Source organism: Amycolatopsis sp. NPDC004169 (assembly GCF_040610315.1).
In the GTDB taxonomy this organism is placed as follows: domain Bacteria; phylum Actinomycetota; class Actinomycetes; order Mycobacteriales; family Pseudonocardiaceae; genus Amycolatopsis.
On sequence record NZ_JBEXMD010000011.1, the window covers coordinates 34,985 to 57,719 of the forward strand.

Below are 22,735 nucleotides of genomic sequence, written 5' to 3' on the forward strand. Positions count from 1 at the left end.
GGGTGACCACCACCGAGAACCAGGTCGGCAGCGACTTCGCCCGGCTGAGCCACCGCATCTCCGCCGCCGGCCTGATGAAGCGCCGGCCCGGCTACTACACCGCCCGGATCGGGCTCGTCGCCGGGTTGTTCGCCGCCGGCTGGGTGGCCTTCGCGCTGCTGGGCGACTCCTGGTGGCAGCTCGCCGTCGCCGCGTTCATGGCCGTCATGTTCGGGCAGGTCGCCCTGCTCTCGCACGATCTCGCCCACAAGCAGGTGTTCCGGCGCCGGCGGCCCACCGAAATCGCCGGGATGCTCGCCGGGAACCTCGGGATCGGGATGAGCTACGGCTGGTGGATGGACAAGCACACCCGCCACCACGCCAACCCGAACCACGAGGAGCTCGACCCGGACGTCGACCCGGACATCCTCGTCTGGTCGAAGGACCAGGCGCGCGCCAGCCGTGGCGTGCCGCGGTTCATCGGGCGGTACCAGGCGTTCCTGTTCTTCCCGCTGCTCACCCTCGAAGGCCTCAACCTGCATTGGTCCGGGATCCGCGCGGTCCGCAAGCCGGGCCTGCGGCGCCGTGAGACGGAAGCCGCCCTGCTGGCCGCGCACTTCGTCCTCTACTTCAGCGCGCTGCTCACCGTGCTCTCCCCCGGGATGGCGCTGTTGTTCTTCGCCGTGCACCAGGGGCTCTGGGGTGTCTACATGGGATCGATCTTCGCGCCCAACCACAAGGGCATGCCGACGCTGACCGGGCGCACGGAGCTCGACTTCCTCCGCAAGCAGGTGCTGACCTCGCGCAACGTCCGCGGCGGGCTCGTCACCGACGTCGCCCTCGGCGGGCTCAACTACCAGATCGAGCATCACCTGTTCCCGAGCATGCCGTCGCCGCACCTGCGGCGGGCCCAGCCGATCGTCCGAGCCCACTGCGCCGAGCTGGGCATCCCCTACCTGCAGACGAGCCTCGTCGAGTCCTACCGGCAGGCCCTCACCCACCTGCATGAAGCTGGGGCGCCTCTCAGGAAGCGTTCGTAGACTCGGGGCATGGAGAAGACGGCACGATGAAGAAGACGGTCGCGGCCCTGCGGGACCTGCCGGCGGCGTTCGGCGCGAAAGCCACCGGCGCACGGGCCGAGCGGGTCCGGTCCTCGCCGCAGTTCGACGGCAAGGTGTTCCGCAACGCGGCACCGCGGCACCCGATGACGGCGTCGTCGATGCGGACCATCTTCCGCGAGATGTTCTTCGGCGAGCACCGTGAGCTGCGCAAACCGGCCGGCGCGGTGCCGCTGGTGGCGGCGGAGCCGGTGCTGTCGGCCGACGGCCTGCACCTGACCTGGTACGGCCACGCTTCGACGCTGGTCGAGCTCGACGGCGCCCGCGTGCTGCTCGACCCGGTGTGGAGCGAGCGGGTCTCCCCCGCCGCGTTCGCCGGCCCGCGGCGGCTGCACGAGCCGCCGGTACCGCTGTCCGGGCTCGGCCGGATCGACGCCGTGGTGATCTCGCACGACCACTACGACCACCTGGACCTGGCCACGGTCCGCGAGCTGGTCGGCTCCTCGGACGCCCCCTTCCTGGTGCCGCTCGGCGTGGGCGCGCACCTGGAGCGCTGGCACGTCCCGGCCGGCCGGATCATCGAGCTCGACTGGCACGAAGAGGCCACGGTGGCGGGCGTCCGCTTCGTCGCGACGCCGGCCCAGCACTTCTCCGGCCGCGGCATCACGAACGACGACACGCTGTGGACGTCCTGGGCGTTGCTGGGGCCGGAGCACCGGGTGTTCTACAGCGGCGACACAGGGTATTTCGACGGTTTCGCGGCGATCGGCGCGGAGCACGGCCCGTTCGACGCGGCCCTGATCCAGGTGGGCGCGTACGCCCCGCACTGGCCGGACATCCACATGACCCCGGAGGAGGGCGTGGCGGCGGCCCTCGACGTCCGGGCGAAGCTGCTGGTCCCGGTGCACTGGGCGACGTTCCAGCTGGCCATGCACCCGTGGGGCGAGCCGGCCGACCGCGTGTGGAGCGAGGCGAAGGAGGCGGACCTCCCGCTGGCGATCCCCCGCCCGGGCGAGCGCATCGACGCGGAGGCCCCACCCGCGGTGGACGGCTGGTGGCAGGCGCTGTGAAGCTCAAGCTGGACCTGCACGACATCTACAACCGCGGCGGCGAGATCGACCGCGCGCTCAAGGCGGTGATCGACGAGGCGGTGGCGAAGAAGGCCCCGCTCGTCGAGATCATCCCCGGTAAGGGGTCGGGTCAGCTGAAGAAGCACGTGCTGCGGTTCCTCGAGCGCAAGGACGTCAAGGCGCTCTACCACCGGGTGGAGAAGGACAAGGACAACTTCGGCCGGGTGTTCGTGCACTTCCGCTGGAAGTGAGTCAGCCCCGCTCGGGTGAGTGAGCCGGGCCTTCCAGGCACTTCTGGATCGGCGTCGCGTTCGACCACAGGTGGTCGTAGTAGTGCTCGAAGCAGTCGCGAACGACCTCACGACTGCGGATCCCGAGACCGACGATCCGGTCGCGGCCGCTGGCGTAGGAAATGAAGACCTGCTCGTCGTCGTAGATCCCGAGGCTGATGGCGCCCACGTCTTGAGCCACGTCGTTCAGGACGCTGACGTTGTAGTGCCTCTTGGCCGCCTGCGCTCGAGCGACGACCGCGAGCTCCCGGCGCAGGTGATCGATCATCGACGGGTTGTCGGAGTTCAGGAGCACACGCCGGAACACGTGGTTCGGTGAGCTCCGCGCCCATCTCCGGCACGCCTCGAAGTGCTGTTCGACCGCGGCATCCAGTTCGGTCGGGCTGGTCGACCGGAAGTAGGTCACGTAGATCCGCCGGCGGGCGTTCTCGGCGGCCTTGCGGGTGGCCTGGTAGAAGAGTATCCGGTCGGAGTACACCTTCACCGTCGCACCGGCTCGCTCCGCCAGCAGCCGCTCGATCCGGGCGAGGATGGTCAGGATGAACAGCAGCGCCGTCAGGATCAGGGGTCGTTCGAGTTTTTCGACGAACCCCAGCTCCCGGTTGACGAAGATCGCGACGACGTAGAAGACCGTCAGCCCACCGAGCGCCGCCTGCAGCAACAGCAGGATTCCTCGTCTGACGCGGTGCTCGACTTCGGTGGCCAGCCTCGACACAATCGCGCCCTCCCCGACGAATCGACTCGACACACGAAGTCGTCCGGCGTGATGGCGGCGTTACGAAGTCAGAAGCGGCTGTCGTGGCGGGCTTGCGACCACGCGCGGTCCCACGCCGCCGCGTGGAAACGCGTCACGATGAATCGGACGGTCGCGTACAACCCCACCAGTGCGCCCGTGATCGCCGACCACAGGAGGATTGCCGCGAACACTCCGTCCGCCGCCGAGGTCGAAGGCGACAGCGGCTCGGCCGCCAGCTCGCCGCGCTGGTCCAGCCACACCGATACGCGGGTTCCCGCGGGGCTGCCCGGGTCGACGAGGACCTCGCCGGTGTGGCGGGCGCCGCGGGTGTCGAACCAGGCCGCCGGGACCGAGGTCTGGGCGGCCGGCGCGCCCGCGCCGTCCGTGCTGTACGGCTGGCCGGACGCCGCCTCCAGGGAGACCGCCGTTGCCGGGTGGCGGGTGGCGCGCTCCTCTGCCGCGCGGGTCGTCTGCGCGGCGTACGTCTCGGAACCGAACGCCGCCGCGAACGGGATCGCGAGGATCGCGCCGGCGATGGCGAGCAGCAGCAGGAGGGCCTCGACGCGGTCACCCGCCCGAGCCAGCGGGTTGCGGCCGGGGTGCACCCGCCGCCCGAACCGGGCGATCCGTCCGCTGGGCCCACGCATGCGCGACTCACTCCTCCCGGGAAGATGTCTTCTCGGTAACAGTGTGCGCGCCGTGTCTCGGCTTTCTCTTGCGAATGGGATGCGGCCCACCTGTGAACCCGTGCACAACCACCCGGTGGGGTCAGTCCGGTTACAGCCAGTCGTCGGGACGGGGCCAGGGCAGCATGGCCGAGAACGCGTCCCGGACCGGTTCGGTGACCGAGTACTGCCCCCGGTGGAACAGCAGCGGGCGGGCGTCGGACGGCGCCCCGAGCGCGGTCACCCGGCCGATCACCACGTAGTGGTCGCCCGCCTCGTGGACGGCCTCCAATGCGCAGTCGATCCAGGTCAGCGCGCCGTCGAGCAGGGGCGCGCCGGACGGCGCCGGGGTCCAGCCGAACCGGGCGAACTTGTCCTCGCCGCGGGCGCCGAACACCGCGCTGACCTCCTGCTGGTCCTCGGCCAGCACGTTGACCGCGAACTTCCCCGCCGCGGCCAGCACCGGCCAGGTGCGTGACGTGCGCGCCGGGCAGAACAGCACCAGCGGCGGGTCCAGCGACAAGGCCGCGAACGACTGGCAGGCGAACCCGGCGAGGGTGTCGCCGTCGCGGCCGGTGACCACCGTGACGCCCGTGCAGAAGTGCCCGAGCACGCTGCGGAACTCGGTCTGGTCGACCGCCACCGAGGTCATGCGCCCGGTGGCCGCGCGCCGACCGAGAAGTCGTGGCCCCACAACGAGACCGCGGTGCTCTCGCGGGCGATCCAGTTGTCGTCGTCGACCTGGCGGCCTTCGCAGCCGAACTCGACGTCGAAGCCGCCGGGGGTCTTCATGTAGAACGACAGCATCAGGTCGTTGACGTGCCGGCCGAGGGTGGCCGACATCGGCACCTTGCGCCGGATCGCGCGGTCGAGGCACAGGCCGACGTCGTCGGTGTTCTCCACCTCGACCATCAGGTGCACGATCCCGGACGGCGTCGGCATCGGCAGGAACGCCAGGCTGTGGTGGCGCGGGTTGCAGCCGAAGAACCGCAGCCACGCGGGCGGCCCGTCGGCGGGCCTGCCGACCAGCTGCGGTGGCAGGCGCATCGAGTCGCGCAGCCGGAAGCCGAGGACGTCCCGGTAGAACCGCAGCGACGCCTCGTCGTCCTTTGTGGACAAGACGACGTGGCCGAGGCCCTGCTCGCCGGTGACGAACTTGTGGCCGTACGGGCTGACCACCCGCCGGTGCTGCAGCGCGACGCCGTGGAACACCTCCTGGGTGTTGCCGGACGGGTCGTCGAAGCTGATCAGCTCGTCGACGCGGCGGTCGGCCAGCTCCTCCGGCGTGCCTTCCTTGTACGACACCGACGCACTGTCCAAACGCGACCGGATTTCGGCGAGCTCGCCGGCGTTGGCCGCCTCCCAGCCGGTGACGGCCAGGCGATCCGCGGAGCCCGGCGAGATGACCAGCCGCGCCGGGAAGTCGTCCATGCGCAGGTAGAGCGCGTCCGGGTCGGTGCCGCTGCCTTCGACCATGCCGAGCACCTTGAGGCCGTACTCGCGCCAGGCCGCCATGTCGGTCGCTTCGATGCGGAGGTAGCCCAGTGAACGGATGCCCATCAGGAACTCCCGAGGAAGTCGAGGGCCAGCCGGTTGAACTCGTCGAACTTCTCCAGCTGGGCCCAGTGCCCGCAGCCGCCGAAGACGTGCAGCTGCGCGCGCGGAATCGTCTTGAGCGCCACCAGTGCCCCGTCGAGCGGGTTGACGCGGTCCTCACGCCCCCAGATCAACAGGACACGCTGGCGCAGGCGGTGTGCTTCGCGCCAGAGCATACCTTCTTCGTAGGTTTCGGGGTGCGCGAACGACTTGCCCATCGCCCGCATCGCGGCGAGCGACTCGGGCGTGTTCGCCGCGGCGAACCGTTCGTCGATCAGCTCGTCGGTGACCAGCGACTGGTCGTGGACCATGATCCGCAGGAACGCTTCCATGCGTTCGCGGCTGGGGTGCGCACCGAACTTGCCGAGGTTCTTGACGCCTTCGGTCGGGTCGGGCGCGAACAGGTTGACGCTCAGCCCGCCCGGCCCCATCAGCACCAGCCGCCCGGCACGTTTGCCGTGGTTGAGCGCGAACCGCACCGCCGCGCCCCCGCCGAGGGAGTTCCCGACGAAGTGGGCGCGGTCGATGCCGAGGGCGTCCATGAGCCCGAGGACGGCGTCCGCGCTGTGCCGGAAGTACTGCGGGTGCTCGGTCGGCTTGTCCGAGCGCCCGAAGCCGGGCTGGTCGACGGCGATCGTCCGGTAGTGCTTGGCGAACTCCGGCAGGTTGCGGCCGAAGTTGCTCCACGCCGACGCGCCGGGCCCGCCGCCGTGCAGCAGGATGACCGTCTCGGCGTGCTCGGCGCCCGCCTCGTGGTAGTGCAGCTTCAGCGAACCCGCCTGGACGTACTTGCCTTCGGGAGCGGTCATCAGTACATCGCGTTCTCGACGGGGAGCCCGAAGGCGCCGGTGCCGTACATGACGTACGCGCGCTCGGCGTCGTTGGCCGCGTGGACGCGGCCCGCGTGCGCGTCGCGCCAGAAGCGCTGGATCGGCGTGCCCCGCTGGATCGCGCGGCCGCCGGAGTTCTCGAAGAGCCGGTCGATCGCCGAGATCGCGCGTTCGGTGCCGCGCACCTGGTCGCGCCGGACGCGCAGCCGCAGGTCCACGGGCAGCCGTTCCTCACGCTTGGCCAGTTCGTACAGTTCCTCGATGTTGCGGGTCAGCTGCAGCCACGCCGCATCGATTTCGCTGGCCGCTTCGGCGATCCGCACCTTGGCGAACGGGTCCTCTTTGGACTGCTCACCGGCGTACGCGGCCCGGACGCGCTTGCGCTGGTGCTCGACGTGCGCGTCGTAGGCACCCTGGGCCATGCCGATGATCGGCGCGGTGATCGTCGTCGGGTGCACCGAGCCGTACGGCAGGCGGTACAGCGGCCCGGGGTTGACGGCCTGGCCCGGCACCCGGCACTTCGACGTCGCGATGAAGCTCAGCGCCCGGTGCTGCGGCACGAAGACGTCCTCGACGACGATGTCGTTCGAGCCGGTACCGCGCAGGCCGATCGTGTCCCAGACGTCCACAATGGAGTAGTCGGCGATCGGCAGCAGGTAGGTGCAGAAGTCGACCGGCTTGCCGCCGGAGAACGCGGGCCCCCCGAGCAGCACCCACGTGCAGTGGTCGGACCCGGAGGAGAAGCTCCACCGGCCGGTCAGCCGGTAGCCGCCGTCGACGACCTCGGCCTTGCCCATCGGCGCGTACGACGAGGAGATCCGCACGTCCTGGTCCTCGCCCCAGACCTCCTGCTGCGCCTGCGCGTCGAACAGGGCGACGTGCCACGGGTGGACGCCGAGGATGGAGGCGACCCAGCCGGTGGACCCGCACGCGCTCGCGATCAGCTTCACCGCGGTGTAGAAGCTCACCGGGTCGGCCTCGAAGCCCCCGTGGAGCTTCGGCTGCAGCAGCTTGAAGAACCCGGCCTCCTGCAGGGCCTTGACGGACTCCTCGGGGACGCGGCGCGCGTCCTCGGTGTCCTGGGCCCGATCCCGCAGGACCGGCAGGAGGTCCCGGACCCCGGCGATCACCTGCTCGCTCATGCGCAGTCCTCTCTCGTTTCGCTCTACCGAGAAGACTAGAACACGTTCTCGTTTTTGTCGAGAACGCCCTGCGCCAGGGCACTGTTGATCCCCGCTCTGCGGCCGGAAAACACGCAGTCGGCCAGCGACAGGCCGCTCACGTAGGACCTGGAACAGATTCCCACGGCGGTGCGGCCGGCGGCGTACAGCCCCGGGATCGGCTGCCCGGCCGTGCTCCGCACCGCGCCGGTGTCCTCGTCGACGACCAGCCCGCCCAGCGTGAGCATCGGCGTGGGGTACCCGAGGTTGGGCCGCACCGAGATGTCGATGAGCGAGTACGGCGGGTTGTCCAGGCGCCGCACGAACTCGGCCGGCTTGCCCACCGGATCCCGGTCGCCGTGGTAGGCCTCGACGCTCGCGCGCAGCCCCTGGGGATCGACGCCGGCCTTGCGCGCCACCTCTTCGACCGTCTGCCCCACGACCCGGCCGCGGCGCAGCAGGTACCGCAGCTGGAGCCACTGGAACCACTGACTCTGCTTGCGGCCGTCCCGGCGCGCTTCGGCCACGATCGGCGCGTCGACGAGGAGCCAGCCCTTGCTCTCGTGGTGCTCGATGAGCTTCTCGCCAACCGCGGCGCCGTAGCGGGACTCGTCGATGACCCGCCGTCCCGCGGCGTCGACGATGATCCCGCCGAGGAACACGCTGGGCGGGGTGACGAACCGCCACGCGGAGATCCGGCCCAGCTCACCGGTCGCGCCACCGGCCTCGGCCCCCATCCGGATGCCCGAGCCGTCGTCGGCGGACGTGCCCAGGGCCAGCCCGCCGCGGTACTGCGGGGCGTGCCGGCGCACCATCTCCCGGTCGGCGATGAACCCCCCGGCGGCCAGCACGACCCCGCGCCGGGCGGATATCCGCAGCTCACGGCCGTGTGCGCGTTCGAAGCGCTCGACCCGGCGGTGCAGCGACTTGCGCAGCGACGGCACGTAGATCCCGGGCTTCGCCGCGTACTGCGCGAAGCGCTGGTGCCGCGCCCGCACCGACGCGGAGGCGCCGCTCAGGGTGTCGGCGACGAGCCCGGTGACGCGGCCCGCGTCGTCGCGGATCAGGGTCCGCGCGGTCGTCTGCGTCAGCACCCGGATGCCGCGGGCGCGCACGGCCGCCTTGAGCCGCGCCATCAGCATCTTCCCCGACGTCCCGGGCCCCTTCACGCGGTGACCGCGCGGAGCCGGTTTCGCCGCGTCGCGGAACCCGCCGGCCGCTTCGCTGCCGGAGTAGTAGAGGTAGTGCTGGTCGCTCGGGTACGACGTCTTGTACGGGCAGAGGCTGCCTTCGAACGGCACGCCGTTGCCCTCCAGCCAGGTGATCATCTCGCGGCTGCCCTCGCAGAACCGCCGCAGCGTCCGCTCCGAGACGACGTCCCCGGTTTCCAGCCGCAGGTAGGCGTACATCGCGTCGACGGAGTCGTCGACGCCCGCGTCGAGCTGCTGTCCGGTGCCGCCACCGGCGTAGACCACGCCACCGCTGACCGCGCTGGCGCCTCCGCCGGCGAAGCGCTCGACGATCACGACATCGGCGCCCGCGTCGGCCGCTTCGAGGGCGGCACAGGCGCCGGCCGCCCCGAACCCCACGATGACCACGTCCGCGACGAGTGCGTCCATGGTCGCTACCCTAGAACTGAAACACGTTCTCGTCTATGGTGACCGAAAGCGGCTCTCAACTGGAGACTTCGTTCGTGGAACACGTTATAGCGAGGTGAGATGACCGAGCAGTTCGACGTCGTCGTGGTCGGCAGCGGTGCCGCCGGGATGACCGCCGCGCTGGCTGCGGCCCACCATGGCCTGAGCGTAGTGGTCCTGGAGAAGGCGGCCTGCTTCGGCGGCTCGACCGCGCGCTCCGGCGGCGGCGTCTGGCTGCCCGGCAACCACGCGCTGCGCGCCGCCGGGATCGACGAACCACCCGAGCGGGCGCGCGAGTACCTCGCCTCGATCGTCGGCGACGTCGTCCCGGCCGTCCGGCGCGACACGTTCCTCGCGCACGGGCCCGAGGTGCTCGAGTTCGTCTGCGACCACACGCCCCTGGAGTTCCGCTGGGTCCGCGACTACAGCGACTACCACCCCGAAGCCCCCGGCGGGCGGCCCGGCGGCCGGTCGGTCGAACCGGTCGCCCTCGACGGCAAGCTGCTGGGTGCCGAGCTGGCCCACCTCGAACCGCCGTACAGCGCTCCCCCGCTCGGCGTGCCGATCACCCAGGCCGACTACCGCTGGCTGAGCCTGCTCGCCCGCCACCCGCGCGGTGCCGTCCGGCTGCTGTCGCTGGGACGGCAGTGGCTCGTCGGCAAGCTTCGCGGGCAGCAGTTGCTGAGCATGGGGCAAGCGCTTGCGGCCGGCCTCCGCGCCGGGCTCGCCCGGGCCGGGGTCGAGGTCCGGCTGAACACCCCGCTGGTCGATCTGCAGGTCGACGGCGACCGCGTGACCGGCGTTGTCACCCCGCAAGGTGTCGTCGGGGCCCGGCGGGGCGTGATCCTCGCCAGCGGCGGCTTCGAGCGGAACCTCGAAATGCGCGAGAAGTACCAGCGCGCGCCGATCGGCGTCGACTGGACCGTCGGCGCGGAGGCCAACACCGGCGACGGCATCACCGCCGGCCTCAAGCTGGGCGCGGCACTCGACCTGATGGACGACGCCTGGTGGGGCCCGTCACTGCCGCTGACCGGCGGCCCGTGGTTCGCGCTGGCCGAGCGGTCGCGGCCGCGCAGCATCATGGTCGACGCGCGCGGCGAGCGGTTCGTCAACGAATCGGCGCCGTACGTCGAGGCCGTGCACGCGATGTACGGACCCGGGGACGGTCCGGGGCAGCACATCCCGACCTGGCTGGTGTTCGACCAGCGCTACAAGGACCGGTACATGTTCACCGGCATCGGGCCGCGCCAGCCGCTGCCCGGCCGCTGGTTCAAGGCCGGGATCGCGGCGAAGTCGTCGACGCTGGCCGGGCTGGCGGCGAAGATCGACGTCCCGGCTTCCGGGCTGGAGGCCACCGTCGAGCGCTTCAACGGCTTCGCCCGCCGAGGCGTCGACGAGGACTTCCACCGCGGTGTCAGCAAGTACGACCACTACTACGGCGACCCGCGCAACAAACCCAACCCCAGCCTCGGCCCCCTGGACAAGGCGCCGTACTACGCGGTCAAGATCGTGCCGGGCGACCTGGGCACCAAGGGCGGGCTGCGCACCGACGAACACGCGCAGGTGCTGCGCGAGGACGGCTCGGCCGTGCCGGGCCTGTTCGCCGCGGGCAACGCCGGCGCGGCCGTGATGGGCCGGACCTACGCCGGGCCGGGCGCGACCATCGGCCCCGCCATGGTGTTCGGCTACCTTGCGGCGACGCGGCTGGCGAACGAAGATCAGGGGACCACGGGAGGGCAGCGATGACGCAGGAATCGGTACGCACCATCTACGCCGGCGAGCCGCCGACCCGGTTCGCCCGCGGCTGGCACTGCCTGGGCCTGGCGGAGACCTTCCGCGACGGGAAACCGCACGCCGTCACCGCGTTCGGCACGAAGCTCGTGGTGTGGGCGGATTCGGCGGGCGAGCTGCACGTGCTCGACGGCTACTGCCGGCACATGGGCGGCGACCTCACCCAGGGCAGCGTCAAGGGCGACGAGGTGGCCTGCCCGTTCCACGACTGGCGCTGGAACGGCAAGGGCAAGTGCGTCTCGATCCCCTACGCCAAGCGGGTTCCGTTGCGCGCGCGGACGCGGTCGTGGACGTCGGAGGTGCAGAACGGGCAGCTGCTCGTCTGGCACGACCCGGAAGGCAACCCGCCGCCCCCGGAGCTGGCGATCCCGCGGATCGAGGCGGCCCACAGCGACGAATGGAGCAACTGGACCTGGGACGAGATCTTCATCGACGGGTCCAACTGCCGGGAGATCATCGACAACGTCGTGGACATGGCGCACTTCTTCTACATCCACTACGCCTACCCGACGTACTTCAAGAACGTCTTCGAAGGCCACATCGCCACCCAGTACCTCAACACCAAGGGCCGCCCGGACATGGGCATGGCTTCGAACTACGGCGGCGAGGACAACCTGCTGCGGTCGGAGGCGTCGTACTTCGGGCCGTCGTACATGATCAACAAACTGGTGAACTCGTTCCAGGGCTACGAAATCGAGAGCGTGCTCATCAACTGCCACTACCCGGTGACGCCGACGTCGTTCGTGCTGCAGTACGGGATGAAGGTCAAGAAGCTGCCGGGGATCTCCGACGAGCACGCGGACAAGATCGCCGCGAAGCTGGCCCGCGGGATCGGCGCCGGGTTCCTGCAGGACGTCGAGATCTGGAAGCACAAGACGCAGATCGACAACCCGCTGCTGTGCGAAGAGGACGGTCCGGTCTACCAGCTTCGCCGGTGGTACCAGCAGTTCTACGTCGACGCGGCGGACGTCTCCGAGGACATGACGCAGCGGTTCGAGTTCGAGGTGGACACGACGAAGGCGAACGAGGCGTGGGCGGCGGAGGTCGCGGAGAACCTGGCGCGGCAGAAGACCGAGGCGGAAGTGTGACGACCGCCGAGCAGACCGAGTTCCTTTCGGGCGGGCTGCGGCCGCACGAGTGCCGCAGCTGCGGGACGTGCGTGCTGGTGAAGAAGAACAGCATCCAGCACACGAGCATCCAGTGGACGTCCCGGCCCGCCGACACCTGCCCGGTGTTCGCGGACGCGGACGGGCCGTCGGCGTTGCTCGACACGTGCCCGAAGCTGGCCGACAGCATCGGCGACGCGGTGCGCGAGGGCACGCTGGCGGTGGCCGATGGCTGAGCGGGTCTACACGCTGACCGTCGCCGACGTCGTCGTCGAGACCCCGGACGCGCGGTCGGTGGTCTTCGAGATCCCGCCGGAGCACGCTTCGGCCTTTTCCTACCGGGCCGGACAGTTCCTGACCCTGCGCATTCCCAGCGAAAAGACCGGTTCGGTGGCGCGGTGCTATTCGCTGTCGAGCGCGCCGCACGAGAACCGGGTGCAGGTGACGGTCAAGCGGACCGACGGCGGCTACGGGTCGAGCTGGATCTGCTCGTCTCTGCAGCCGGGGATGCAGGTCGACGTGCTCGCGCCGGCCGGGGTGTTCTGCCCTGCTTCGGTCGACGAGGACTTCCTGCTCTTCGCCGGCGGCAGCGGCATCACGCCGGTGCTGGCCATCCTGAAGACGGCGCTGGAGACCGGGTCGGGTCGGGTCGTGCTGGTCTACGCGAACCGTGACGAGCGCTCGGTGATCTTCGCCGGCGAACTGGCGTCCCTGGCGAAGCGGTACGGGGACCGGCTGGTCGTCATCCATTGGCTGGAGAGCGTTCAGGGCCTGCCGGACGTCTCGCAGCTGCGTGGGCTGGCTTCGGCATACACCTCGCACGAGGCGTTCCTGTGCGGGCCGGCGCCGTTCATGGCGGCCGTGCGGGAGGCGCTCGGGCAGCTCGGCGTGCCGCGGGAACGGGTGCACGTCGAGAAGTTCACCTCGCTGACCGGGAACCCGTTCGAAGCCGCTTCCGCCGATGAGGAGCCGGTCTCGGACGCGTCCCCCGCCGCGCTGACGGTGACCCTCGACGGCGGCACGCGGTCCATGCCGTGGCCGCGGCAGCGGAAGCTCCTCGACCACCTGCTGGACGCCGGAATGGACGCGCCGTATTCGTGCCGCGAGGGACAATGCAGTGCGTGTGCGTGCCGGATCGTCTCGGGCGAGGTGAAGATGCTGCACAACGAGGTGCTCGACGCCGAGGACATGGCGGACGGCATCGTGCTCGCCTGCCAGTCGCTGCCGGTCACCGACGAGGTCTCGATCAGCTACGAATAGGAGTCCCCGCGTGCCCATCGACCCCGAGGTCGCCATCGGTGCCGAGATCGGCGAGGTGAGCTTCGCCTGGACGTCGTCGGACGTGCTGCTGTACCACCTGGCGCTGGGCGCGGGCCCGGACGAGCTGCGGTACACCTACGAGCAGGACCTGGTGGTGCTGCCGACGTTCGCGACGGTGGCGGCGAACCTGCGCGTGTTCGACCCGCCGGCGGTGTCGTTCCCGGGGGTGGAGATCGACCTGGCGAAGGTGCTGCACGGCAAGCAGGAGATCACCCTGCACCAGCCGATTCCCACGTCGGGGAAGGCGGTGGCGCGGTCGCGGATATCGGACGTGTACGACAAGGGCAAAGCGGCGGTGGTGGTCCAGGAGGTTTCGGTCACGTCGTCGTCCGGCGATCCTTTGTGGACAGCCCGGTCGAGCATTTTCGCGCGGGGGGAGGGCGGTTTCGGTGGCTCGCGGGGGCCTTCGGACCGGGTGGCTTTTCCCTCGCGGGAGCCGGACTTCGTCTTCGAGGCGCCGACGCTGCCGCAGCAGGCGCTGCTGTACCGGCTGTGCGGCGACCGGAACCCGCTGCACGCGGACCCGGAGTTCGCGCACGCGGCGGGGTTCGACCGGCCGATCCTGCACGGGCTGTGCACGTACGGGATCGTGGCGCGGGTCCTGGTCAACGAGCTCCTCGACGGCGACCCGGCGCGGGTGGCGTCGTTCGCGGCGAAGTTCGCCGGGGTGGTGTTCCCGGGCGAGACGCTGCGCATCCGGGTGTGGCGTGCGGACGACCGGCTGCTGGTCACCACGTCGGCGGCCGAGCGGGACGACGCGCCGGTGCTGGCGGACACGGTGCTGGTGCCCGCGTCCTGAGCCGGGGTTGTCCGAGCCGCTACCGTGGTGGAGTGACTTCGGACTACTTCGTGGTGCGTGGAACGGTCGAACCGGGCGACAAGCGCGGCCGCGAGCTGGGCTTTCCGACGGCCAACATCGCGTTGCGCGACCAGGACGGCAGCCTGGGCGACGGGGTGTGGGCGGGCTGGATCGGCCGCCCGGACGGCACCCGCCTCCCGGCGGCGATCTCGGTGGGCCGCCGCCCGACGTACTACGGCGCGGACGGGTACCGCCTGCTGGAGGCGCACGTCCTGGAGTTTGCGGGCGATTTGTACGGAGAGACGCTGGTGGTGTGGCTGGGCGCCCACCTGCGGAACCAGCAGAAGTACGCCTCGGCGGAGGACCTGATCACGGCGTTGAAGAACGACATCGCGGCGGCGACGCAGTGGACGGCGACCCACCCGGCGGCTTCGCTCCCCGTCGTCGAGGAGACCCCGCTCGGCGAGGTGCGGCGGATCACGGGTTGAGTCGCCTCGCCGCCCGGAAATGTCGGTGGTCTCCGGTAACGTGAAATTCGGGGGTCCCCCGGGGCGGGGACCTCCCGGCGCCGTGCTCACAAGGACGAGGCCAACAGCATGTAGCCCATCCCCGCGCCCATCACCACTCGGCACACCGCACGCGAAGCCTGACCGGACCCCACCCCCACGGCCGCCGAGCCCCGCACCGCCGACACCCCCGACCAAGCCGCGTCCGCCACGAAGTACCCCGCCGCCACCAACCCGGCCAGGGGCACCGCCACCCGGGCGTCCATCGCCGACATCGTCAGCCACGGGCCGTGGTCCCCCGCATGGGGCATCGCCGTCACCATGTACAGCATCGCCGCCGCTGACAGCGCGTGGTGGGCGCAGGCGCGGCCGCGCCACCAGGCCGCCGCGAACCAGCCCGTCGTCAGGACCAGCACCGCCTGCCAGCCCGCCGCCGGGATCGGGCCGCCGACCGGGGAGAACATCGCCACCATCGCCACCACCAGCAGCAGCTCCGCCAGGTCGCCGTGGCGCACCCCGGGCCCGAGCCGCGCGTAGTCGAGGCGGACCAGGCGCAGCACGCACGGCAGCACCAGCGCCGCGAAGACCGCGGTGAGCACCCAGTGGACCATCGGCCTCACTCTCCGTCGTGGGTCGTGTCTCCACCGTGACACCCACGACGGCCGGGCACCAGCCGTCAATGAGGTGACGCCTCAGTCACCCGTCAGGACCAGTCCGCTGGTCGGCACGCCCGTACCCGCCGTGACCAGCACCCGGGCCGCCCCCTTGACCTGGTTGGCCGCCGTCCCGCGGATCTGGCGGACACCTTCCGCGATGCCGTTCATGCCGTGGATGTACGCCTCGCCGAGCTGCCCGCCGTGCGGGTTGAGCGGCAACGCGCCGTCGAGCTCCAGCGCGCCGTCGGCGATGAAGTCCTTCGCCTCGCCGCGGCCGCAGAAGCCCAGCTCCTCCAGCTGCATCAGCACGTACGGCGTGAAGTGGTCGTACAGCACCGCGACGTCCACATCGGACGGCTGCAGCCCCGACTGGCCCCACAGTTGCCGCCCCACGACACCCATCTCCGGCAGCGCGGCCAGGTCGTCGCGGTAGTAGCTGGTCATCACGTACTGGTCCGGCCCGCTCCCCTGCGCCGCCGCCGCGATCACCGCCGGCGGCCGCGCCAGGTCACGGGCCCGCGAAACGCTCGTGACGACCAGCGCGACCCCGCCGTCGCTCTCCTGGCAGCAGTCGAGCAGGTGCAGCGGCTCAGCCACCCAGCGCGACGCCTGGTGCTCCTCGAGGGTGATCGGCCGTCCGTGGAACCACGCGTTGGGGTTGGTCGCCGCGTGCTTGCGGTCGATCACCGCCACCCGGCCGAAGTCCTCGCTCGTCGCGCCGTAGTCGTGCAGGTACCGCCGCGCGACCATGGCCACCGTCGCCGCCGGGGTCGCGATGCCCATCGGGTAGTGGAACGCGTTGTCCACGCCCGAGGAGTTGACCTGCCCGGCCGCCGCGGACGACACCTGGCCGAAGCGGTGCCCGGACCGCTCGTTGAACGCCCGGTACGCGACGACGACGTCGGCGACCCCGGTCGCCACCGCCATCGCGGCCTGCTGCACGGTCGCCGCCGCGGCGCCGCCGCCGTAGTGGATGCGACTGAAGAACTTCAGCTCGGGGATCCCCAGTTCCCGCGCGACCGCGATCTCCGCGTTGCCGTCCATGGTGAACGACACCAGCCCGTCCACATCGGACGGCTTCAGTCCGGCGTCGGCCAGTGCGTGGGAGATGCACTCGGCCGCGAGCCGCAGTTCGCTGCGCCCGGAGTCCTTGGAGAACTCCGTCGCGCCGATCCCGGCGATCGCCGCCCTGCCCGAGAGCGTCACGGCAGCGTCACCTCCACGGTGCCGGCGACGTGCTCGCCGAGACTGTCCACACCGGATACCGAGACGACGACGTCCCGTCCCGAAGCCGAGACCACCCGTCCGGTGAACGTCAGCGTGTCGTAGGCGTAGCAGGGCACGCCGAGCCGGATCTTGATCGACCGGATCAGCGCCTCGGGCCCGGCCCACGCGGAGACGAACCGCTGGACCAGTCCGGTGTCGGTGAGGATGTTGAGGAAGATGTCCTTCGAGCCGCGGGCCACCGCCGAGTCGCGGTCGTGGTGGACGTCCTGGAAGTCCCGGGTGGCCAGCGCCGTGCTGACGACGAACGTCGGCGTCGCCTCGATCGTCAGCGGCGGCAGCTCGGTCCCTTCGGCGACGGTCATCGGGCCACCTTCCACGCCGGCAGGGTCAGGTCGTCGTCGACGCGAACGAACGCCGCGACCACCGGCAGTCCGATGTGGACCTCCTCCGGCGCCGCGTCGAGCAGCTCGGCCATCACCCGCACGCCCTCCTCCAGTTCCACCAGGGCCACCACGAACGGGAGCAGCTTGCCCGGCACCGCCGGGTGGTGGTGCACGACGTAGGAATACACCGTCCCGCGGCCACTGGCGACGACGTAGTCGGGCTTGGTGTCGAGCGAGCCGTCGGGCGGCATCGGCCCCGGCGGGTGGCGCAGCGTCTCGCCCCAGCGCTGGATCCGCAGCTCGCCCTCGCGCAGCCCCTCCCAGAAGAACTCCGTGTCCCGGCTGATCACCGGCCGCAGCACCGGCGACGGCGGCGGTTCCGGCGCGGGCGGGCGGAACTTGAGCACCCGGAACACCATCTCCGCGACGGCCTCTTCGCCGACGTACCACGTCGTCCGCGTGGTCACGAACCAGCCTTCGCCCAAGGCGGTCTTCTTCGGCCCGACGACGTCCTCCAGCCGCGTGGTCGCCGCGACGTGCTCCCCCGGCCGCAGGTAGCGGTGGTAGGTCTGCTCCGAGTTCGTGGCCACCACGGAGGTGAACCCGGCCTCGTCGAGCACCGCCATCATCGCGCCGAGCGGGTCGTCCCCGGCCCGGGTGCCGTGCAGGCCCCTCATGGTCCACACCTGGGCCATCGCCGGCGGCGCGACCAGTCCCTTGTGGACACTCGCGGCAGCGAACTCCGGATCGGTGTACACCGGGTTGGTGTCCCCGATCGCCTCGACCCAGTTGTTCACCATGGCCTGGTTGACCGGATCCCGCGCCAGGCCCGGCGCGGATTCCCCCGCGGCGGCGATCGCGTCGGCGGCTTCCCGGACGTTCATCGTGGCACCCTCGGCAGACCCAGGCCGATCGAGGCGATCAGCTCCCGTTGGATTTCGCTGACGCCCCCGCCGAAGGTCAGCACGATGTTGCGTTTCGCGGTGAGGTCCAGCCATTCGGCCAGCTCGGCGGTGTCCGGATCGGCCAGGTCGCCGTGGCGGCCGACGACCTCCTCCAGGTTCCGGCCGATCCGCTGGATGGCCTCGGAGCTGAACACCTTGGTCGCCGAGGCGTCGGCCACGCCCACCGGCGCGCTCGCCGAGGACACCGCGACCTGCCAGTTCAGCAGCTCGTTCACCCGGGTCACGGCCAGCGCCTCGGCGAGCACGGCCCGCACGTCGGCGAGGTCGAGCAGGCCGTGCGCGCTCGCCCAGGCGCGGACGCGGTCGTACAGCCCGCCGATCCGCCCGGCCGGGCCGAGCATCACGCGCTCGTGGTTGAGCTGCGTCGTGATCAGCCGCCAGCCCGCGTTTTCCCGGCCCACCAGGCGGTTCACCGGCACGCGGACGTCCGAGTAGTACGTCGCGTTGACGTGGTGGGCGCCGTCGCAGGTAATGATCGGCGTCCAGGAGTAGCCGGGGTCGCTCGTGTCGACGATGAGGATCGAGATGCCCTTGTGCTTGGGCGCGTCCGGCGCGGTCCGCACGGCGAGCCAGACGTAGTCGGCGTCGTGGCCCCCGGTGGTGAAGATCTTCTGGCCGTTGACGACGTACTCGTCGCCGTCGCGCACCGCCGTGGTCCGCAGCGCCGCGAGGTCGGTGCCCGCCTCCGGTTCGCTGTAGCCGATGGCGAAGTGGATCTCCCCGGCCAGGATCTTCGGCAGGAAGAAGGCTTTCTGCTCGTCGGTGCCGAACTCCTGCAGCGTCGGGCCGACCGTCTGCAGCGTGACCGACGGCAGCTGGACGTCGGCGCGGGCGGCCTCGTCGACGAACAGGTGCTGCTCGATCCCGCCGAAGCCCTGGCCGCCGTACTCGACCGGCCAGCCGACGCCGAGCCTGCCGTCGCGGCCCATCCGGCGGACGATCTCGCGGAACACCGGCCCGTGCCGCTCGCGCCGCATCGCCCGGCGCTCCTCGGGGCTGATCAGGCCGGCGAAGTACTCGCGCAGCTCGGCGCGCAGCTGCCGTTGCGCGGTGGTCAGTTCGACGTGCACCCGGCTCACCCCGCCACTCGTTCGCCGAGCCGGCCGAGCCGGTGCGCGGCCCCGCCGAGAGCCCGGCCCAGGTCCTTGACCGCCGACGAATACCGGTGCAGGGGGTAGGTTTCGTCGACGCCGATCCCGCCGTGCAGGTGGTGGCAGGTCGCCAGCGCCTGCGGGGCCTGCGAGGTGAACCAGTAGGCGGCGACGTCCAGTTCGGCGTCGGCGTCGAGCCCCGAAGCCAGCCGCCACACCGCGGAGGTCGCGGCGAGGTGCACGGTCCGCGCGGCCACGTAGACGTCGGCGATCTGGCCCGCCACGGCCTGGAAGGCGGAGAGCGGCCGGCCGAACTGGGTCCGCTCGCCGACGTGCTTGACGGTCAGCGCCAGCGCGCCGGCCAGCAGGCCGTCGCCGAAGGCCAGCGCGCCGGCCAGCGCGAACCGGTGCAGGGCCGCGACCGCGCCCCGGTCGAACAGCAGGTCCGTTTCCTCGACGGCGACGTCGTCGAGCCGGACGGTGAACTCCGGCGTCCCGGCCGAAGTGGGTGTCGGGACGAGCGTGACGCCGTCGGCGTGCGGGTCGACCAGGTAGACGGCGCTGCCGTGCGCGGTGCTCACCGGCGTGAGGATCCGGGTGGCGCCCGCCGCGTGCGGTACCGCCGTCTTCACGCCGCTGATCAGCCATTTGCCGTCCGCCGGCCGGGCGGTCGTGGCGGGTTCGGCGGCCAGCGGCGCGGACGGCTCGTGCAGGGCCGCGGTGAGCAGGGCCTCCCCGGCCGCGACCGGTGGCAGGAACTCCGCGCGCTGGGCGGGGGTGCCGAGCGACTCGACCGGCAGGACGCCCATGGCGAGCGCGGCGTACGCGGGCACCGGCGCGGCGACCCGGCCGACCTCGGTCAGGACCTGGGCGACCTCCGCGACGCCCAGGCCGTCGCCTTCGAGCTCCGGGGGCAGCGCCAGCGCGAGCAGGCCCGAGGAGGCCAGCGCGCGCCAGGGATCGTCGGGTGCTCCGAGCACTTTCGCGGCGAGGGCGGCGATCTCGGTCTGCGTATCGTCAAGGGCGAAGTCCACGCCTGTCCTCCGGATCGGGCGCAATATTGAAACCTGTTCTAGTCTTAACCGGAAAGGGTGGGCACGGCAACCCCCGGGGGTGGCGCAGGTGGCGGGAAGACGACGGCTGATCACCGTGCCGCCGACCGCGGGCGTGCCCGAGCCGGCCCCGGTGGAGCTGCCCGGCCGCGGCCGCACGGTGGTCACCGACGTCGGCCCGCGGGACGCACCCGCGCTCGTCCTGCTGCACTCGGTGGCCTGCACGGGCCTGCTGACCTGGTATCCGGCCCTGGCAGCGCTGGCGCGCCGTCACCGCGTCGTCGTGTTCGACCAGCGGTGGCACGGCCGGGGCATCCGGTCGCCGCGGTTCCGGCTCGCCGACTGCGCCGAGGACGTCACCGCGGTCGCCGACGCGCTCGGCCTGGCGCGGTTCGCGCTCGCCGGGTACTCGATGGGCGGACTGGTCGCCCAGCTCGTCGCCCGCGCCGAACCAGAACGTGTTACCGGACTGGTGCTGTGCTCGACCGCGAGCAGCTTCCGCCGCGGGCTGCGCCAGCGCGTCGCGCTCGACGTGACCGGCCGGGCGCTGCGGCGGCTGCGCGAGCGCGTGCGGCTCCCGGTGGTCCCGGAGGCGCCGCGGCAGCGCGTCGAGGACTACCGGTGGGGCGTGCGCGAGTTCCGGTCGACCCGGCCGTGGGAGATCGCGGTCGCCGTCGACGAGATCGGCCGGTTCGACTCGACGCCGTGGCTGCACACGCTGCGGCTGCCGTCGGCGGTCGTGGTGACCGCGCGGGACCGGTTCATCGCCCCCGCCCACCAGCGGTCGCTGGCCCGCCGGATCCCCGGCGCGGCCACCTACGAGGTCGCGGCCGGGCACGCCGCCTGCGTGCTGGCCGCCGACCGCTGGGTGCCCGCCCTGCTCGCCGCGGTCCACTCCCTCCGAGGAAGGAAGCCATGATGGGACGCTTCAGCCTGCCCGACGCCAAGCCCGGCGGCCTCGACTCGCCGGTGACGGCGAAGGTGATGAAGTACGCGGCGAAGGCGCAGGTGGCGGTCTTCCGGCTGACCGGCGGCCGCGTCGGCAGCACGTGGCGGATCGGCGCCGGGTTCCGCAAGCCGGTGCCGACGCTGCTGCTGGAACACCGCGGCCGCAGGTCCGGGCGGTTGTTCACCACGCCGCTGCTGTACCTGCGCTCCGGCGAGGACGTCGTCATCGTCGGCTCGCAGGGCGGGCTGCCCCGGCACCCGCAGTGGTACTTCAACCTGCTGGCGCACCCGGAAACCCGCGTGCACCTCAAGGGCCGGCGCGGGGTTCCCGTCACCGCCCGGGTCGCCGAGGGCGCCGAACGCGCCGAGCTGTGGCCGCGGCTGGTCGAGCTGTACGCGGACTTCGCGAAGTACCAGGCCTGGACCGACCGGGAGATCCCGGTCGTGGTGCTCAGCCCGCGGCCTTGAGCAGCTCGGCGAGCGCGTCCGGGAGCGCGTCGGCGAGCGGCCACAGGTCCTTGACCAGCTCACGGGCGCCGAGCAGGCCGACGTGCACCGTCCCCGCGTTCGACAGCACGGTGACGTTCAGCCCGGCGCCGTGGAAGACCGGGCCGAGCGGGTAGAAGCCGGTGATCCGCGCGCCGAGGAAGTACAGCGGCATCGGCGGCCCGGGCACGTTCGAGACGACCAGGTTGTGCACCACCGGGTGCTTTTCGGCCAGGCGCAGTGCCGAATACGCGCGCACGGCGAGCCCGAACGCCGTCGCGGCCGAGAACTGCGCCCAGTCCTGCAGCATGTCGGCGTCGATGTCGTGGTGGTGGTCCTTCGAGCGCCGGTTGGCCTCGGCGAGGAAGAACACCCGCGCGGCCGGGTCGGCCAGGTGGGTCGGCAGGGAGGCGAAGAACGCGGAAACCTTGTTGCTGCCGTGGTCGCGCTCGGTCCGGTCGTGCACCGACACCGGGACGGTGGCGACCAGCGGGTCCTCCGGCAGCTCGCCGCGTTCGGCGAGGAACTCGCGCAGCGCGCCGGCGACGAGCGCGAGCACGACGTCGTTGACCGTGACGCCGAAGGCGTTCTTGACGTCCTTGATCTCGGCGAGGTCGAGCTGGGCGAAGGCGACGCTGCGGTGGCCGGTGATCGTGCCGTTGAGCGAGGTCCGCGGCGCGGTGAACGGGACCGGCATCCCCTTGCCGCGCAACGCCCGGCCGACCCAGCGCGGCATCAGGCCGAGCAGGTCGGGCAGCAGCCGGGCGACCTCGGCGGGCCGCTTCACGACGCTGCCGACCCCGGACCGCAGCAGGTCCAGCGGCGACGGCAGCCCGGTGTTGCGCGGCTGTTCGACCGCCGGCATCGGCGCGTCCGGCTCGAGCCCGGCCAGGTGGGTGATCAGGCTGGCCCCGCTCACGCCGTCGACGCTCGCGTGGTGCATCTTGAGCAGCACGGCGAGCTGCCCGTCGGCGAGGCCTTCGATGACGTAGAGCTGCCACAGCGGGTGCGCCCGGTCGAGCTGCTGCCCGGCGATGTGCGCGCACAGCGCGGCCAGCTCGGCGCGGTCGCCGGGAGCGGGCACGCCGATGCGGTGCACGTGGTGGTCGAGGTCGAACTCCTCGTCCTCGACCCACACGGGGTGGCTGAGGTTCCACAGCGGGTTGTGCAGTTTGCGGCGGAACGCCGGGATCGCCCGGACGCGTTCCTCGAGCCGGTCCTGGAACTTCGCGAAGGAGTAGCCGCCGGGGACGGTCGACCCGTCGAGGACCAGCAGCCCGCAGACGTGCAGGACCTGCGACGACGTCTCCAGGTAGAGAAAGCTCGCGTCGAGGCCGCTCAGTCTCTGCATGCCGCCCAGGGTAAGCCACGTCCAGTGAGCGGC

The 22,735-nt window shown here is 71.5% G+C and carries 25 protein-coding genes; 11 read left to right on the forward strand and 14 right to left on the reverse strand.

The genetic code is table 11. The annotated features are described in order from the left end of the window. Window positions 1-2 precede the first annotated feature (2 nt). The 3 genes from ABZX11_RS17060 to ABZX11_RS17070 are packed head-to-tail and all read left to right on the forward strand — an operon-like array spanning window position 3 to window position 2,358. Window positions 3-1,019, forward strand: a complete 1,017-nt coding sequence (locus ABZX11_RS17060) for an acyl-CoA desaturase (RefSeq protein WP_354913873.1) — start codon at window positions 3-5, stop codon at window positions 1,017-1,019. Between the two features lie 26 nt (window positions 1,020-1,045). After that, window positions 1,046-2,107, forward strand: coding sequence for an MBL fold metallo-hydrolase (locus ABZX11_RS17065; RefSeq protein ID WP_176176029.1), 1,062 nt, complete (start codon window positions 1,046-1,048; stop codon window positions 2,105-2,107). Then, the gene (locus ABZX11_RS17070; protein ID WP_354913875.1) at window positions 2,092-2,358 is read left to right on the forward strand and encodes a Smr/MutS family protein; all 267 of its coding nucleotides are present in this window, start codon (window positions 2,092-2,094) and stop codon (window positions 2,356-2,358) included. Before ABZX11_RS17065 ends, ABZX11_RS17070 begins: the two co-directional genes overlap by 16 nt. A gap of 1 nt (window position 2,359) precedes the next feature. Here the strand turns inward: ABZX11_RS17070 and ABZX11_RS17075 are convergent, their stop codons facing one another. The 7 genes from ABZX11_RS17075 to ABZX11_RS17105 form a co-directional block, all read right to left on the reverse strand. Further along, window positions 2,360-3,112, reverse strand: coding sequence for a hypothetical protein (locus ABZX11_RS17075; RefSeq protein WP_354913877.1), 753 nt, complete (start codon window positions 3,110-3,112; stop codon window positions 2,360-2,362). Between the two features lie 68 nt (window positions 3,113-3,180). After that, window positions 3,181-3,780: a hypothetical protein gene (locus tag ABZX11_RS17080; protein ID WP_354913879.1), complete on the reverse strand. Its 600-nt coding sequence runs from the start codon at window positions 3,778-3,780 to the stop codon at window positions 3,181-3,183. A gap of 130 nt (window positions 3,781-3,910) precedes the next feature. Further along, window positions 3,911-4,450: a 3-hydroxy-9,10-secoandrosta-1,3,5(10)-triene-9,17-dione monooxygenase reductase subunit gene (gene hsaB / locus ABZX11_RS17085; protein ID WP_354913881.1), complete on the reverse strand. Its 540-nt coding sequence runs from the start codon at window positions 4,448-4,450 to the stop codon at window positions 3,911-3,913. Beyond that, window positions 4,447-5,358 (reverse strand): iron-dependent extradiol dioxygenase HsaC, encoded by a 912-nt coding sequence (gene hsaC, locus ABZX11_RS17090; protein WP_354913883.1) that lies wholly within the window; start codon window positions 5,356-5,358, stop codon window positions 4,447-4,449. The genes hsaB and hsaC overlap by 4 nt, the downstream gene beginning before the upstream one ends. Continuing rightward, window positions 5,358-6,203: a 4,5:9,10-diseco-3-hydroxy-5,9,17-trioxoandrosta-1(10),2-diene-4-oate hydrolase gene (hsaD, locus tag ABZX11_RS17095; RefSeq protein WP_176176024.1), complete on the reverse strand. Its 846-nt coding sequence runs from the start codon at window positions 6,201-6,203 to the stop codon at window positions 5,358-5,360. Before hsaD ends, hsaC begins: the two co-directional genes overlap by 1 nt. Next, window positions 6,203-7,366: a 3-hydroxy-9,10-secoandrosta-1,3,5(10)-triene-9,17-dione monooxygenase oxygenase subunit gene (gene hsaA, locus ABZX11_RS17100; RefSeq protein WP_176176023.1), complete on the reverse strand. Its 1,164-nt coding sequence runs from the start codon at window positions 7,364-7,366 to the stop codon at window positions 6,203-6,205. Before hsaA ends, hsaD begins: the two co-directional genes overlap by 1 nt. Before the next feature lie 35 nt (window positions 7,367-7,401). Continuing rightward, window positions 7,402-9,003, reverse strand: a complete 1,602-nt coding sequence (locus ABZX11_RS17105; RefSeq protein WP_354913886.1) for an FAD-binding protein — start codon at window positions 9,001-9,003, stop codon at window positions 7,402-7,404. A gap of 99 nt (window positions 9,004-9,102) precedes the next feature. Between ABZX11_RS17105 and kstD the strand changes: the two genes are divergently transcribed. The 6 genes from kstD to ABZX11_RS17135 are packed head-to-tail and all read left to right on the forward strand — an operon-like array spanning window position 9,103 to window position 14,525. Further along, a complete protein-coding gene (gene kstD, locus ABZX11_RS17110) occupies window positions 9,103-10,767 on the forward strand; it encodes a 3-oxosteroid 1-dehydrogenase (protein ID WP_354913888.1) in 1,665 nt (554 codons plus the stop codon). Further along, entirely contained in the window at window positions 10,764-11,900 is a 1,137-nt protein-coding gene (locus ABZX11_RS17115) for a Rieske 2Fe-2S domain-containing protein (RefSeq protein ID WP_354913890.1), read from the forward strand. Before kstD ends, ABZX11_RS17115 begins: the two co-directional genes overlap by 4 nt. Next, complete coding sequence (locus tag ABZX11_RS17120) at window positions 11,897-12,154, forward strand: hypothetical protein (RefSeq protein WP_310974809.1); 258 nt, start codon at window positions 11,897-11,899, stop codon at window positions 12,152-12,154. The genes ABZX11_RS17115 and ABZX11_RS17120 overlap by 4 nt, the downstream gene beginning before the upstream one ends. Beyond that, complete coding sequence (locus ABZX11_RS17125) at window positions 12,147-13,178, forward strand: ferredoxin--NADP reductase (RefSeq protein ID WP_354913892.1); 1,032 nt, start codon at window positions 12,147-12,149, stop codon at window positions 13,176-13,178. The genes ABZX11_RS17120 and ABZX11_RS17125 overlap by 8 nt, the downstream gene beginning before the upstream one ends. Before the next feature lie 10 nt (window positions 13,179-13,188). Beyond that, window positions 13,189-14,037 carry a MaoC/PaaZ C-terminal domain-containing protein gene (locus ABZX11_RS17130; protein ID WP_354913894.1) on the forward strand — a complete coding sequence of 283 codons (849 nt, stop codon included), beginning with the start codon at window positions 13,189-13,191 and terminating at the stop codon, window positions 14,035-14,037. Between the two features lie 32 nt (window positions 14,038-14,069). After that, window positions 14,070-14,525: a riboflavin kinase gene (locus tag ABZX11_RS17135; RefSeq protein ID WP_354913896.1), complete on the forward strand. Its 456-nt coding sequence runs from the start codon at window positions 14,070-14,072 to the stop codon at window positions 14,523-14,525. Between the two features lie 86 nt (window positions 14,526-14,611). Here the strand turns inward: ABZX11_RS17135 and ABZX11_RS17140 are convergent, their stop codons facing one another. The 6 genes from ABZX11_RS17140 to ABZX11_RS17165 form a co-directional block, all read right to left on the reverse strand. After that, on the reverse strand, window positions 14,612-15,154 hold the full coding sequence (locus ABZX11_RS17140; RefSeq protein WP_354913898.1) for a DUF5134 domain-containing protein: 543 nt from the start codon (window positions 15,152-15,154) through the stop codon (window positions 14,612-14,614). Window positions 15,155-15,235: 81 nt separating this feature from the next. Continuing rightward, the gene (locus ABZX11_RS17145; protein ID WP_176176015.1) at window positions 15,236-16,405 is read right to left on the reverse strand and encodes a lipid-transfer protein; all 1,170 of its coding nucleotides are present in this window, start codon (window positions 16,403-16,405) and stop codon (window positions 15,236-15,238) included. After that, entirely contained in the window at window positions 16,402-16,788 is a 387-nt protein-coding gene (locus ABZX11_RS17150; protein WP_176176014.1) for an acyl dehydratase, read from the reverse strand. The genes ABZX11_RS17145 and ABZX11_RS17150 overlap by 4 nt, the downstream gene beginning before the upstream one ends. Further along, window positions 16,785-17,693, reverse strand: coding sequence for an OB-fold domain-containing protein (locus ABZX11_RS17155; RefSeq protein ID WP_354913901.1), 909 nt, complete (start codon window positions 17,691-17,693; stop codon window positions 16,785-16,787). The genes ABZX11_RS17150 and ABZX11_RS17155 overlap by 4 nt, the downstream gene beginning before the upstream one ends. Further along, window positions 17,690-18,844: an acyl-CoA dehydrogenase family protein gene (locus ABZX11_RS17160; protein WP_354913903.1), complete on the reverse strand. Its 1,155-nt coding sequence runs from the start codon at window positions 18,842-18,844 to the stop codon at window positions 17,690-17,692. The genes ABZX11_RS17155 and ABZX11_RS17160 overlap by 4 nt, the downstream gene beginning before the upstream one ends. Before the next feature lie 5 nt (window positions 18,845-18,849). Next, a complete protein-coding gene (locus tag ABZX11_RS17165; protein ID WP_354913905.1) occupies window positions 18,850-19,899 on the reverse strand; it encodes an acyl-CoA dehydrogenase family protein in 1,050 nt (349 codons plus the stop codon). Window positions 19,900-19,987: 88 nt separating this feature from the next. Between ABZX11_RS17165 and ABZX11_RS17170 the strand changes: the two genes are divergently transcribed. Together ABZX11_RS17170 and ABZX11_RS17175 are read left to right on the forward strand one after the other, a co-directional pair. Further along, window positions 19,988-20,836, forward strand: a complete 849-nt coding sequence (locus tag ABZX11_RS17170) for an alpha/beta fold hydrolase (protein WP_354913907.1) — start codon at window positions 19,988-19,990, stop codon at window positions 20,834-20,836. Next, window positions 20,836-21,333, forward strand: coding sequence for a nitroreductase family deazaflavin-dependent oxidoreductase (locus ABZX11_RS17175; RefSeq protein ID WP_354913909.1), 498 nt, complete (start codon window positions 20,836-20,838; stop codon window positions 21,331-21,333). Before ABZX11_RS17170 ends, ABZX11_RS17175 begins: the two co-directional genes overlap by 1 nt. On the opposite strand, the gene ABZX11_RS17180 is transcribed toward ABZX11_RS17175, so the two are convergent. Further along, a complete protein-coding gene (locus ABZX11_RS17180) occupies window positions 21,317-22,702 on the reverse strand; it encodes a wax ester/triacylglycerol synthase family O-acyltransferase (protein ID WP_354913911.1) in 1,386 nt (461 codons plus the stop codon). The two genes, ABZX11_RS17175 and ABZX11_RS17180, sit on opposite strands and share 17 nt — an antisense overlap. Window positions 22,703-22,735: the final 33 nt, after the last annotated feature.

Bases quoted from the DNA above. Each gene is read 5' to 3' on its own strand.
- hsaB (WP_354913881.1), bottom strand. From the start codon at position 4,450: ATGACCTCGGTGGCGGTCGACCAGACCGAGTTCCGCAGCGTGCTCGGG.
- ABZX11_RS17065 (WP_176176029.1), top strand. From the start codon at position 1,046: ATGAAGAAGACGGTCGCGGCCCTGCGGGACCTGCCGGCGGCGTTCGGC.
- hsaD (WP_176176024.1), bottom strand. From the start codon at position 6,203: ATGACCGCTCCCGAAGGCAAGTACGTCCAGGCGGGTTCGCTGAAGCTG.
- ABZX11_RS17155 (WP_354913901.1), bottom strand. From the start codon at position 17,693: ATGAACGTCCGGGAAGCCGCCGACGCGATCGCCGCCGCGGGGGAATCC.
- ABZX11_RS17175 (WP_354913909.1), top strand. From the start codon at position 20,836: ATGGGACGCTTCAGCCTGCCCGACGCCAAGCCCGGCGGCCTCGACTCG.
- kstD (WP_354913888.1), top strand. From the start codon at position 9,103: ATGACCGAGCAGTTCGACGTCGTCGTGGTCGGCAGCGGTGCCGCCGGG.
- ABZX11_RS17080 (WP_354913879.1), bottom strand. From the start codon at position 3,780: ATGCGTGGGCCCAGCGGACGGATCGCCCGGTTCGGGCGGCGGGTGCAC.
- ABZX11_RS17125 (WP_354913892.1), top strand. From the start codon at position 12,147: ATGGCTGAGCGGGTCTACACGCTGACCGTCGCCGACGTCGTCGTCGAG.
- ABZX11_RS17150 (WP_176176014.1), bottom strand. From the start codon at position 16,788: ATGACCGTCGCCGAAGGGACCGAGCTGCCGCCGCTGACGATCGAGGCG.
- ABZX11_RS17180 (WP_354913911.1), bottom strand. From the start codon at position 22,702: ATGCAGAGACTGAGCGGCCTCGACGCGAGCTTTCTCTACCTGGAGACG.
- hsaC (WP_354913883.1), bottom strand. From the start codon at position 5,358: ATGGGCATCCGTTCACTGGGCTACCTCCGCATCGAAGCGACCGACATG.
- ABZX11_RS17140 (WP_354913898.1), bottom strand. From the start codon at position 15,154: ATGGTCCACTGGGTGCTCACCGCGGTCTTCGCGGCGCTGGTGCTGCCG.
- ABZX11_RS17115 (WP_354913890.1), top strand. From the start codon at position 10,764: ATGACGCAGGAATCGGTACGCACCATCTACGCCGGCGAGCCGCCGACC.
- hsaA (WP_176176023.1), bottom strand. From the start codon at position 7,366: ATGAGCGAGCAGGTGATCGCCGGGGTCCGGGACCTCCTGCCGGTCCTG.
- ABZX11_RS17105 (WP_354913886.1), bottom strand. From the start codon at position 9,003: ATGGACGCACTCGTCGCGGACGTGGTCATCGTGGGGTTCGGGGCGGCC.